Annotated in this window: 10 protein-coding genes; 5 read left to right on the plus strand and 5 right to left on the minus strand. The window is 68.0% G+C overall.

Annotated elements, in window-relative coordinates:
* Positions 1 to 176: 176 nt before the first annotated feature.
* Positions 177 to 1,985 (plus strand): ABC transporter transmembrane domain-containing protein, encoded by a 1,809-nt coding sequence (locus P6144_RS11745; protein ID WP_277767942.1) that lies wholly within the window; start codon positions 177 to 179, stop codon positions 1,983 to 1,985.
* A 218-nt stretch (positions 1,986 to 2,203) separates the two neighbouring features.
* On the opposite strand, the gene P6144_RS11750 is transcribed toward P6144_RS11745, so the two are convergent.
* Positions 2,204 to 4,156 (minus strand): ATP-binding protein, encoded by a 1,953-nt coding sequence (locus P6144_RS11750; protein ID WP_277767943.1) that lies wholly within the window; start codon positions 4,154 to 4,156, stop codon positions 2,204 to 2,206.
* Between the two features lie 170 nt (positions 4,157 to 4,326).
* Positions 4,327 to 4,752 carry an organic hydroperoxide resistance protein gene (locus P6144_RS11755; protein WP_277767944.1) on the minus strand — a complete coding sequence of 142 codons (426 nt, stop codon included), beginning with the start codon at positions 4,750 to 4,752 and terminating at the stop codon, positions 4,327 to 4,329.
* A gap of 139 nt (positions 4,753 to 4,891) precedes the next feature.
* Between P6144_RS11755 and P6144_RS11760 the strand changes: the two genes are divergently transcribed.
* Both P6144_RS11760 and P6144_RS11765 read left to right on the plus strand, forming a co-directional pair.
* On the plus strand, positions 4,892 to 5,329 hold the full coding sequence (locus P6144_RS11760; protein ID WP_277767945.1) for a MarR family transcriptional regulator: 438 nt from the start codon (positions 4,892 to 4,894) through the stop codon (positions 5,327 to 5,329).
* A 332-nt stretch (positions 5,330 to 5,661) separates the two neighbouring features.
* On the plus strand, positions 5,662 to 6,831 hold the full coding sequence (locus tag P6144_RS11765; RefSeq protein ID WP_277767946.1) for a saccharopine dehydrogenase NADP-binding domain-containing protein: 1,170 nt from the start codon (positions 5,662 to 5,664) through the stop codon (positions 6,829 to 6,831).
* Here P6144_RS11765 and P6144_RS11770 read toward each other — a convergent pair.
* The 3 genes from P6144_RS11770 to rnr all read right to left on the minus strand — a co-directional run bounded on the left by P6144_RS11770 (position 6,820) and on the right by rnr (position 9,835).
* A complete protein-coding gene (locus tag P6144_RS11770; RefSeq protein ID WP_277767947.1) occupies positions 6,820 to 7,098 on the minus strand; it encodes a hypothetical protein in 279 nt (92 codons plus the stop codon). The genes P6144_RS11765 and P6144_RS11770 overlap by 12 nt on opposite strands.
* Before the next feature lie 32 nt (positions 7,099 to 7,130).
* Entirely contained in the window at positions 7,131 to 7,526 is a 396-nt protein-coding gene (locus P6144_RS11775) for a hypothetical protein (protein WP_277767948.1), read from the minus strand.
* 68 nt (positions 7,527 to 7,594) lie between these two features.
* Positions 7,595 to 9,835 carry a ribonuclease R gene (gene rnr, locus P6144_RS11780; protein ID WP_277767949.1) on the minus strand — a complete coding sequence of 747 codons (2,241 nt, stop codon included), beginning with the start codon at positions 9,833 to 9,835 and terminating at the stop codon, positions 7,595 to 7,597.
* Positions 9,836 to 9,889: 54 nt separating this feature from the next.
* Between rnr and glpD the strand changes: the two genes are divergently transcribed.
* On the plus strand, positions 9,890 to 11,356 hold the full coding sequence (gene glpD / locus P6144_RS11785) for a glycerol-3-phosphate dehydrogenase (RefSeq protein WP_277767950.1): 1,467 nt from the start codon (positions 9,890 to 9,892) through the stop codon (positions 11,354 to 11,356).
* A gap of 48 nt (positions 11,357 to 11,404) precedes the next feature.
* Entirely contained in the window at positions 11,405 to 11,737 is a 333-nt protein-coding gene (locus P6144_RS11790) for a PilZ domain-containing protein (RefSeq protein ID WP_277767951.1), read from the plus strand.
* Positions 11,738 to 12,114: the final 377 nt, after the last annotated feature.

A 12,114-nucleotide genomic window follows, 5' to 3' on the forward strand; every position in this document is an offset into this window, starting at 1 on the left:
CGACAGAATGAGTAGCAACTGCCATACCCGGTTTACGAATTCGCCCCTGAAATCCCGCTAAGCCACTCTGCCTGCTCGATTAACCCGCCATGCTGGGATTAGGGTGAATCTGCGCGTGCCGGGTTGGACCAAAGGACCTGTTCCCCTGCCCGCGCAATCGCGCTAGTCCGCCGCGCATGGCCGAACCCGTCCCGCCTGCGCCCACGCCGCCCGCTGCCGCACCGGATGCGCCGCAGAAGCGCAAGCTCTCGAACCTGCTCGTGGTGTGGAGCTTCACCCGGCGCTACCGGCTGCAGCTGATCATCGCGATCGTCGCGCTGATCGGCTCGTCGGCGACGACGCTGCTGATCCCGCGCACGCTCCAGCTGATCGTCGACAAGGGCTTCGGCGCCGACACCGACACCAGCCGGATCAACGGCTATTTCGAGGGGCTGCTGCTCGTCGTCCTCGCGCTCGCGATCTTCACCGCGGTGCGCTTCTATTTCGTCTCCTGGCTGGCCGAACGCACCGTCGCCGATCTCCGCGTCGCGGTGCACCGCAACCTGCTGCGCCTGCCGCCCAAATGGTTCGAGGAGAACCGCCCGTCCGAAATCGCCTCGCGCCTGACCGCGGACACCGCGATCGTCGAGCAGGTGGTCGGCTCCACCATCTCGATGGCGCTGCGCAACCTGCTCACCGGCACCGGCGGCGTGATCTATCTGTTCGCGCTCTCGCCCAAGATCGCCGCCTATCTCATCATCGGCATCCCGCTCGCGGTCCTGCCGATCGTCTGGCTGGGCAGCCGCGTCCGCCAGCTTTCGCGCACCAGCCAGGACCGCGTCGCCGATGTCGGCTCGATCGCCAGCGAGACGCTGGGCGCGATGCGCATCGTCCAGGCCTTCGGACAGGAACGGCGCGAAGCCGGGCGCTTCGAAGGCGCCGTCATCCGCACCTTCGAGGCCGGCAAGCGCCGCTTCGGGCTGCGCGCGATCATGACCGCGCTGGTGATCGGCGTGCTGTTCTCCGCGATCGTCCTCATCGTCTGGGCCGCGGTCGCCGACGTCGCCGCCGGCCACACCTCGGGTGGCTCGATCATGGCGTTCGTGCTCACCGCCGGCCTGGTCACCGGGTCGTTCAGCACGCTCACCGAGGTCTATGGCGACCTGCTGCGCGCCTCGGGCGCCGCCAGCCGCCTTGCCGAGCTGCTCCAGGAGCAGCCGGATATCGCCGCGCCCGAAAACCCGGCCGCGCTGCCCGAGCCGCCCCAGGGGGCCTTGACCTTCGACCATGTCACCTTCCGCTACCCCACTCGCCCCGAAGTCTCGGCGCTCGGCGATTTCTCGCTCGACGTCCGCCCGGGCGAGACGGTGGCGGTGGTCGGCCCCTCGGGCGCCGGCAAGTCGACGCTGTTCCAGCTGCTCCAGCGCTTCTACGATCCCGATGCCGGCGAAGTCCGCATCGACGGCGTGCCCGTCAAGACCGCCGATCCGGCGGCGATTCGCGCCCGCATGGCAATGGTGCCGCAGGAAACGGTGATCTTCGGCGCCTCGGCCCGCGACAATCTGCGCTACGGCGCCTGGGACGCCAGCGAGGCGCAGATCTGGGCCGCCGCCGAAGCCGCCAACGCCGCCGAGTTCCTCCGCGAGCTGCCCCAGGGCCTGGACACGTTCCTCGGCGAAGGCGGCGCGCGCCTGTCCGGCGGCCAGCGCCAGCGCATCGCCATTGCCCGGGCGCTGCTGCGCGATGCGCCGATCCTGCTGCTCGACGAGGCAACCTCCGCGCTCGACGCCGAGAGCGAGCGCCTCGTTCAGGACGCGCTCGAGCGGCTGATGGAGAACCGCACCACGCTGGTGATCGCCCACCGCCTCGCCACCGTGCGCGCCGCCGGCCGGATCATCGTGATGGATGAGGGCCGCATCGTCGAGACCGGCACCCATGCCGAGCTGGTCGCCGCCGGCGGCCTCTACGCCCGCCTCGCCTCGCTGCAGTTCCACGACGTAGTGTAACTTCATTCTCCCCTTCTCCCTTGATGGGAGAAGATCATCGGGTCGGCTATACCCCCGGCATAGCCTAAACAGCGCGGGGCGCTGTTTACCCGATGATGGGCCCGCCCGCGAAGCGGGTGGGAAGGATGAGGGTGAGCGCGCCTCAAGCGACGTCGTTCGCGGATAGGTCACCCCCACCCAACCCTCCCCCATCAAGGGGGAGGGCTTGCAATGCCCCCCTAGTCGAACACGCTCTTCGTCACCGCCGGCAGGGTGAAGCGGAAGGTCGCGCCCGCCACTGTGCCGTTCACCACGCTCATCGTGCCGCCATGCGCCTCGATGATGCGGCGCGAGATCGACAGGCCGATCCCCATCCCCACCCCCGCCTTGGTCGAGGTAAAGCGCTCGAACAGCTGGTCGAGGATCGGCTCGGGCACGCCGGGGCCGTCGTCGATGAACTGCAGCTCCACCCATTCGGGCTCGACCTGGCTCGCCGCGATCAGGATCTTGCCGCGCCCGCGCTCGGAGTGGCGGATCGCCTCGACGGCGTTGCGCAGCAGGTTCACCGCCACTTGCTGGAACTGGATGCGGTCGACGAACACGCGCACGTCGCGCGGCTCCACCGCCAGCTCGATCTCCACGTCGTGCCCACCGGTGCCGGCCAGCACGAGCTGCATCGCATCCTCGATCATCGGCACCAGCGGCTCGGCGCGCTTCTCCACTTCGCGGTGCTGGGCGAACTCGCGCATCCGGCGGATGATCTCGCCCGCCCGCGCCACCTGGTTGCGCGCATGCCCCACCAGCTCGGGCGCGTCGCTGTCATCGCCGCGCTGGTCGAGCATATAGCCCACGGTCGAGAGATAGTTGCTCGCCGCGGTCAGCGGCTGGTTGAGCTCATGCGCCAGGTCGGTGGCCAGCTCGCCCATCGCATTGTGCCGCGAGACATGGGCGAGCTGCTCGCCCAGCCGGGCGACATGCTGCTCGGCGGCGAGCTTCTCGGAAAGGTCGCGGGCGAACAGCGTGAAGCAGGTCGCGCCGTCGATCCCCTGGAACGCCGCGCCGCGCAGCTCGAGCGGGAAGCGCGATCCGTCGGTGCGCACCCCTTCGCCGGTCAGCATGAATTCGGGCTCCGCCGCGTCGAGCAGGCGAGCGAGTTTCGCCTTCTCCCGCTCGCCCAGATAGGTGGCCATGTTGCAGCCCTGGGCATCGAGCGGCACGGCCCATAGATGCGCCGCGGCCAGGCTGAAATCGGTGACCAGCCCGGTGCGGTCGACGACGATCACCGCGTCGGGCACGCCAGCCAGGATCGCGCGCAGCTGGTCCTCGCGCAGCCGCACCACTTCGTTCTGCTGGCGGGCGCTGCGCAGCCCGATGGTCAGCAGCAGCGAGACGATCAGGATGTTGCACGCCACCACCATGAACTGCGCCTCGTTGAGGTTCAGCAGTTCGCCGCCCACCGTCGCCAGCGCCAGCAGCGAGGGAAAGACCGGCAGCACGATGATCGCCGGCGAGAGGCGCCGGAGCAGCCGGTATTCGAAGCCGAGATCGCCTTCGGGCCGGTCGTTGAACAGGTGGAGCAGGATCGCCCCCGCCATCAGGAAATTGGGCAGCGACGAGATGATCGAGCGCCCGATAAAGGTCGGCGCGAACGCCGCGGGCGGCGTGATCAGCATCATCGTCACGGTCAGCACCGACAGGCCGATGCTGGTGCTGGCGAGGATCACTGCCCAGGTGCGCGGCAGCGGCCTGGCAATGGTCATCAACAGGATCGCCACGCAGTCGAGCAGCATCACGCTCACCGCGCCGGTCCCCGGCACGCCGTGGTTGAACACGTGGAGCGCCTCCACCTGCCGGCCGAACAGCAGCCGCCCCAGGTGGAAGTCATGGCCGGTGGCGAATTGCACAGCCAGCAGCAGAAGCGGCACCATCGCCACGCCGACAAAGGCGCGCGCCGGTACGTAGCGATAGCGATGGGCGAACAGCGCGCCGATCGCGATCAGCAGGAAGATCGCGGTGGCGAAGGGCGAGATGGCATAGCTGGGATTGCCCATCCCGCGTACGACCGGAATCTGCAGCACCCAGCCGATCAGCGGAATGACGGGAAGCGCGGTCGACAGCACGAGCAGCCAGGTCGCCCAGCGATAGGCAAGCTGGTCCTCGGCTTCGCCCCCTTCCCGCATCGCGATGGCCATCGCTTCCTTCCCGCGGCCGAGCCCACGGGTCCCCCCCGTCATGCCGAGTCGCTCGTTGCGATGTACCACATCCACCTTCCCTGCACGCTCGCGCAAATGCACCACCAGCCCGGAAAAATGCGGAGGTTCCGTATTTTACGGGTCAGTGGCACATTTTCGCGGCAGCGGTTTCAGGCGACGCGCAGCCCGACATCGACATTGTTGCGGGTGGCGTTCGAATAGGGGCAGATCTGGTGCGCGGCGGCGACAAGCTGCTCGGCCTCGGCGCGATCGACGCCCGGCAGGCTGACTTCCAGGTCCGCGGCGATGCCGAAGCCGCCTTCGGCACGCGGGCCGATACCCACGGTGGCAGTCACGCTCGTCTCGGCCGGAACCTTGATCTTCAGCTGCATGCCGGCAACCTTCAGCGCGCCGATGAAGCAGGCCGAATAGCCCGCGGCGAACAGCTGCTCGGGATTGGTGCCCTCGCCGCCGGCGCCGCCCAGTTCCTTTGGCGTCGAAAGCTTCACCGCGATGCGGCCGTCCTCGCTGCGCGCCTCGCCGTCGCGGCCGCCCGTGGCGGTGGCGCGGGTGCTGTACTTCACATCAACCGACATGCTCGATCTCCATATTCATTCTGCGATAATCTTTATCGCGATAATTAATTAGCTAAGCACGGAGCCGGGACTTGTCCAGCAGATTCGTTATCGCGATATAGATTTTGATGATATTGGCTTCGGCCAAGGAGAACACCCCATGTCCGCCGCGCTGCCGCTCGATTATCAGCTCTGCTTCTCGCTCTATGCCGCGAGCATGGCGATCACGCGCACCTACAAGCCGATGCTCGATCGGTTGGGGATCACCTATCCGCAATATCTCGTCCTGCATGCGTTGTGGGAGGAGGACGGCCGCACCGTCGGCGCGATCGCCGATCGGCTGGCGCTCGAATCGAGCACGGTCACCCCGCTGGTGAAGCGGCTGGAGGCGGCGGGCTTCGTCACCCGCGCACGCAACCCGGAGGACGAGCGCCAGGTCCAGGTCCGCCTGACCGAGCGCGGGCGCGCCATGCGTGAGGAATGCGGCTGCCTGGGCGAAGAGGTCTTCACCCGCTCGGGGATGAGCGTCGAGCGTCTCCACACTCTCCACCGCGAGGCCCAGGCGCTGTGGAACGCCCTGCGCGAGCCGAAGGACTGATCGGGGGAGCGGATGCCGCCAGCCTCATTTCCTTCGTCACCCTGAACTTGTTTCAGGGTCCAACTCTCCCCAGGTGCCACCCCTCGCGGCGCCTTGGATGCTGAAACCAGTTCAGCATGACGAGGAACAGCCGAACTACCGGGCTATCGCGCCCAATCTCCATACCGCCTCTTCCAATGTTGGATTTTCCCTGCTTCAGTGTTTCAGCTCGCGACGCGCGTCGCTTCGGGAACGGTGTTCTGCCGCTCTCCCGCGCACACGTAAAAGCGAGTCAACGGAGTCAATGAATCGCTCAACCAGTCGGTTGAACGTCGGGAGCAGGAAAACGGCAGATGGCAGACCGCGAATTCGATATCATCGTCTATGGCGCCACCGGCTTCACCGGCCGCCTGGTCGCCGAATATCTCGCGGCGCAGTATCCGGACGTGAAATGGGCGATGGCCGGCCGCTCGCTGACCAAGCTGCAGCAGGTGCGCGACGAGATCGGCGCGCCGGCCGATACGCCGCTGCTCACCGCCAATGCCGATGATCCCGCCAGCCTGACGGCGATGGTCGCCCGCGCCGCGGTGGTGATCACCACCGTCGGCCCCTATCAGCTTTATGGCGAGGCGCTGCTGGCCGCCTGTGTCGAGACCGGCACCGCCTATGTCGATCTGTGCGGCGAGCCGGCCTGGATGGGGCTGATGATCCGCAAGTACGAGGATGCCGCCAAGGCCAGCGGCGCGCGGATCGTCTTTTCCTGCGGCTTCGATTCGATCCCCTTCGATCTCGGCGTGTGGACCGTGCAGCAGGCAGCGATCGCCCGGTTCGGCAAGCCGGCACCGCGGGTGAAGGGCCGGGTGCGCGCGATGAAGGGCACCTTCTCGGGCGGCACCTTCGCCAGCGGCAAGGCCTCGATGGCCGCTGCGGCCAAGGATCCCTCGATCCTCAAGCTGATGATCGATCCCTTTGCGCTGACGCCGGGGTTCGAGGGGCCGAAGCAGCCGAACGGCATGGTCCCCCATCACGACGCCGCGGTCGATGCCTGGGTGGCGCCGTTCATGATGGCGGTGATCAACACCAAGAACGTCCACCGCTCGAACTTCCTCGCCGGCCAGCCTTACGGCGCCGATTTCGAATATGACGAGATGCTGATGGTCCCCGGCCTCGGCGAGATCGGCAAGGCGGCGGCGGAAGCGCTGGCCAAGGTCAATCCGATGGCGGCCGACAAGGGCCCGGCGCCCGGCGAGGGGCCGAGCAAGGAAGAGCGCGAGGCCGGCTTCTACGACCTGCTCTTCGTGGCCGAGATGCCCGGCGGCGAGCGCCTGACTGCGGTGGTGAAGGGCGACAAGGACCCCGGCTACGGTTCGACCAGCAAGATGATCGCCGAGAGCGCGCTATGCCTGCTGCGCGACGTGCCGGACCAGGGCAAGGGCGGCATCTGGACCGCCGGCGGACTGATGGCCGCGCCGCTGGTCGAGCGGCTCCAGGCGCATGCCGGGCTCAGCTTCTCAGTAGAGTAAGGTGAGCAATCCCGCGGCGAGCACGCAGACGGCGATGACGATGGGCACCAGGATGGCGCGCCTGCGGTCCTGATGCTTCTGCCACGCGGCGAGGTCGAACCAAGAGCGGTCCTTGCCGGCCGCATGGATGATGCCGGCGCCCAGCATGCGCTCGAACTGGGTCTGCTCGATGCGCCGCTGCGGCGCATAGGGCACCGCTTCCTCGGCCGTCACTGCGTGCTGGGCGAAGAAATGGGCGCGGATGTTGCGCCGCGCCCGAGCGGCCATCGCCCCGATGATGGTCGGGGCGCTGGAGGAGATCACTGGGCCGGTGCCGCCGGCGGGCACTGGGTCACGACCGGACCCTTGAGCAGCTTGCCGCCGTCGAGCGAGTCGACACGCATCGACACGCCGGTGGTGAAGAACTGCGGCGCGGTGCCGCAGAAGCCGCCGACCAGCGCGGTCGAGATGTCGGCCGGGGTCAGCTGAGTGCGCCAGCCGGCCGGGCCGTCGACGGTGAGCACCAGCGTGTTGCCTTCGGCGGCGATCGCCTTGAGGGTGATGCCGCCCTCGAAGGTCTGGCCGACGGCGCCCTGCATGTTCTTGGCGAAGTCGGCGGCGGTCGGCTGGGCCTGGGCGGCGGGCGCGGTCTGCGCCGCGGCGGGCAGCGCAGGCGCGGCAACCAGCGCGAGGGCGAAGAGAACGGGCTTCAGCATTGGGTCGATTCCCCCGGAATGTGGAAGCCGGAACATAGAGGCCCCCAGACAACGGTCAATGAACAGGTTCAGCGGCGCTTCCCATTGTGACGGATATTCGCCGGCCGCCCGCGCCGCTTGATCTGCCGGGGCCTGCCCTTGCCGGCCCGCTCCGGACGGAAGCCAGAAGGCCCCGCCGAGCCGACGCCGTCGGGCAACTCGAAGCGCAGCGCTCCCGAGACCGGGTTTGCCTCGACCAGCCGCAGCTGGAGCCGCATGCCGATGGTGAACTCGTCCCCGCTCTCGTCGCCGACCAGCCGCTGCCCGGCCTCGTCGTAGCGGAAATATTCGGTGCCCAGGTCCCGCGCCGCCACGAGCCCGTCGCCGCCGACGCCGTCCACCGTGGCGAAGAAGCCGAAACTCTGCACCCCGGTGATGCGCGCCTCGAGCACCTCGCCGACATGGTTGGCGAGATAGGCGGCGACATAGCGGTCGATCGTCTCGCGCTCGGCCTCCATCGCCCGGCGCTCGAGGTTCGAGATGCTCTCGCCGATCCGCTCCATCGTCGCGGCTTCCTCGGCGGTGAGCCCGCCCGGTCCGAGATCATAGGCCGCGACCAGTGCGCGGTGGACGATCAGATCGGCATAGCGGCGGATCGGCGAGGTGAAGTGCGCATAGCTGCCCAGCGACAGGCCGAAATGCCCGTGATTGGAGGGGCCGTAATAAGCCTGGGTCTGGGTCCGCAGCACCTGCTGCATCACCTGCTCGCGGAAATCGCTCTCCCCCACCCGCTTCAGGATATGGTTGAACGTCGCCGGCTTGATCACCTGCCCCAGCGCGAACTCGACGCCGAAGGTCTTGAGATATTCGCGGAGAGCGACGAGCTTCTCGCGCGCCGGCGGCTCGTGGACGCGGTACATGACCGGCGCCTTCTTCGCCTCGAGCGCCTTGGCCGCCGCGACATTCGCCGCGATCATGTAATCCTCGATCAGCTTGTGCGCATCGAGGCGTTCCCGAGGGGCGACCGAGAGGATGCGCCCCATCTCGTCGAGGACGATGCGGCGCTCGGGCAGGTCGAGATCGAGCGGCTCGCGCTTGTCCCGCGCCTTGTTGAGCGCATGCCAGCAGCCCCAGAGCGGCTTGAGCGCCGCCTCCGTCAGCGGATGCTCGATCTTGCCGTCGATCGCCGCCTGCGCATCCTCATAGGCGATATTCGCCGCGATGCTGACGACGGCGCGAGTGAAGCGCCAGCTCTTCAGTTCGCCATGCTTGCCGATCTGGAGATGGCAGGCCATCGCCGCCCGGTCCGCGCCTTCCTTGAGCGAGCAGACTTCCGCCGAGAGGATCTCGGGCAGCATCGGCACGACGCGGTCGGGGAAATAGACCGAGTTGCCGCGCTTGCGCGCCTCGCGGTCGAGCTCCGAACCGGGGCGGACGTAGAACGACACGTCGGCGATCGCGACCACGGCCTTCCAGCCGCCTTCGTTCTTGGGATCGTCGTCCGGCGCGGCCCAGACGGCGTCGTCATGATCGCGCGCGTCGGCGGGGTCGATCGCGACGATCGGCAGATGGCGCAAGTCCTCGCGCTTGCCGAGATCGGTCTTCGATACCCGCTCCGCCTCGTCGAGCAGGTCTTCGGAGAAGACATTGGGGATCGAGTGGCGGTGGATCGCGATCAGCGAGAAGCTGCGCGGCGCGAAGGGATCGCCGAGGATCTCGACCACCTTGGCGGTGATCCGCGGCGGGCGGCCGGCCTTTTCGGCCAGCACCAGGTCGCCCGGCTCGGCGCCGCCGGCGTCGGAGACCGGCCAGTTGCGCCGCTCCTTCTTCTCGACGCCCTGCAGCCAGAGCCGCCCGGCCTCTTCCTTGAGCACGCCGAGCATCAGCTCCTCGCCGCGCGCGAGCTTCTTCATCGGATGCGCGATCCAGCCATTGCCGGCCTCCTCGGTGCGGGCGAGGATGCGGTCGCCGATCGCCAGCGCCGAGCGCTTGCCGCGCGGCTCGCGAACCCGCAGTCGCGGCACCGGTACGCCCTCGGCCTCCCAGCGCTCGGGCACTGCCCAGGTGGTGTCGCCATCGGCATCGGTGATGCGCAGCACGGTAACCTTGGGCACGCCGCCCATCTTGTGGAAGGCGCGGCCCGGGGCGACGTCGATCAGCCCCTCGTCGCTCATGTCCTTGAGCAAGGCCTTGAGCAGGATCTTGTCCTGCCCGTGCAGCCCGAAGGCCTTGGCGATCTCGCGCTTGCCTGCGGGGGTATTGGAATTGGTGATGAAATCGAGAATCTGCTGCCGCGTCGGCAGCCCTGCTTTGATTTTGGTTTTTGCCATTGGCCCCCAAGATAGGGACTCGCAGCGCGCCTGCCAACGCAATAACCTGCGGGCGTGACATATGACCTGCTCATCGTCGGCGGCGGGATCAACGGGTGTGCGATCGCCCGCGAAGCCTCGCTGCTCGGCCTCAAGGTGCTGCTCGTCGAGAAGGACGATCTCGCCGGCCATACCAGCTCCGCCTCGACCAAGCTGATCCATGGCGGGCTGCGCTATCTCGAGACCTATGAGTTCCGCCTGGTCCGCGAGGCGCTGCACGAGCGCGAACGGCTGCTCGACGCCGCGCCGCACCTGATCCGCCCACTCACCTTCGTACTCCCCCATGCCCATTCGGTGCGGCCCTGGTGGATCGTGCGCCTTGGCCTCCACATCTACGACCTGCTCGCCGGCGGCACCTCGCTGCCGCGCTCGCGCGGCCTGCGCCGCGGCGACAAGGCCTATACCGATCCGCTGAAGGGCGATCATCGCGGCTTCGTCTATTCGGACTGCCGGGTGGACGATGCCCGGCTGACGCTGGCCAATGCAATCGACGCGGGCCAGCACGGTGCCGAGATCGCGCCGCGGACCGAGCTGCTGAGCGCCCGGCGCGAAGGCGAGATCTGGCGTGCCGAGCTGTCCGACGGACGGACGGTGGAGGCGCGCGGGCTGGTCAATGCCGCCGGCCCCTGGGTGCGCGCGCTGCTCGACAAGCTGGCGATCGCCAGGCATTCGCAGGTCCGGCTGGTCAAGGGCAGCCATATCGTCGTGCCCAAGCTGTTCGACGGCGACCATGCCTATATCCTCCAGCAGCCCGACCGGCGGATCGTCTTCGCCATCCCCTATGAAGGCGAATTCACCGAGATCGGCACCACCGACATTCCGGTCGAGCGGCCCGAGGACGCGGTCTGCTCGGAGGAGGAGCAGCTCTATCTGCTCGAGGCGGTGAACCGCTATTTCACGCGCCAGGCCACATCGCAGGACATCGTCTGGTGCTGGTCGGGCGTCCGGCCGCTGCACGATGACGGCGCGGCCAAGGCGCAGGCGGTGACGCGCGACTATGTGCTCGAGCTCGACGAGGCGGGCCCGCCCCTCCTTTCGATCTTCGGCGGCAAGATCACCACGGCGCGGGCGCTGGCCGAAGAGGCGCTGGCAAAGATCGGCCCGCTGCTCGGCACCGAAGTCGAGCCGGTGACCCGCGCCCGCGTCTTCCCCGGCGGGGCGATGGCGGAGTTCGACAAGTTCCTCGCCACCGCCAAGGCGCGCTGGCCCTTCCTGGGCGATGCCCGGGCCGAGCGGATGGCGCATGCCTATGGCTGCTGCCTGGGCGACATGCTGAAGGGCGTGACCGATCTGGGGGAAGATCTGGGCGCCGGCCTAACCGCCACCGAGATCCGCTGGATGCGCGATCACGAATGGGCGCGCACCGCCGAGGACGTGCTGTGGCGCCGCAGCAAGCTGGGGCTGCACGCCGGCCCGGACCTCGCGGCGAAGGTGGAAGCGGTGCTGGCGGAGCGTACCGAAGTTACCGCTAACGGACCTTAAGTGCTTCTTAAACCATCCGAAGGCAGGGTCCGCCGGGGTGGAGAGAGAATGGCAACGAAATTCTCCCAATATCGGGCCGTAACAGCCGCGCTCGTCGAGCAGCGCGCGGCGACGCGTCACCGTATCCTGGTCACGCGCGCCACGCTCACCAAACGCGGCAACAAGCCTGTCGAGGCGATGCTGCACGATCTTTCCGTCTATGGCTGCCGGCTGGCCTGTGCCGCACCGCACGACGCCGGCGACAAGGTGTGGCTGAACCTGCGCGAAGGCGCCCCGGTACCGGCCACGGTGGTGTGGAACGACGGCAGCCATATCGGCTGCCGCTTCGACGATCCGATCGAGCGCAGCCTGGTGCGCCAGCTCACCCTGGTGATCTGCTGATCCAACAGCGTCGAGGCGAGTCGCGCCGCAAAGTACACGAAGTACACGCCAAAGGCTGATTCCGGCCGCGGCTATTTTCCCTGTTTTCCTGGATATGCGCGCGATCTCGCAAGGATCTTGCGCCGGGCTTTTCCTACATTTCCAACAGGTTGAAAGAGCGGTTCGGCGGGGCCGGATCGACGGAGGGAAGCAGGGGAAATCCTACATTGCAAGTGTGCTTCTCCCTCTCCCCTCCGGGGAGAGGGTCGGGGAGAGGGGGTGTGTCTTGAATCGATAGCGGCGGGCGCGCTGCACGGTCGTGGGGGGGGGGGGGGGGGGGGGGGGGGGGGGGGGGGGGGGGGGGGGGGGGGGGGGGGGGGGGGGGGGGGGGGGGGGGG

It is taken from the genome of Sphingomonas sp. HITSZ_GF (assembly GCF_029543155.1).
Lineage (GTDB): Bacteria > Pseudomonadota > Alphaproteobacteria > Sphingomonadales > Sphingomonadaceae > Sphingomonas.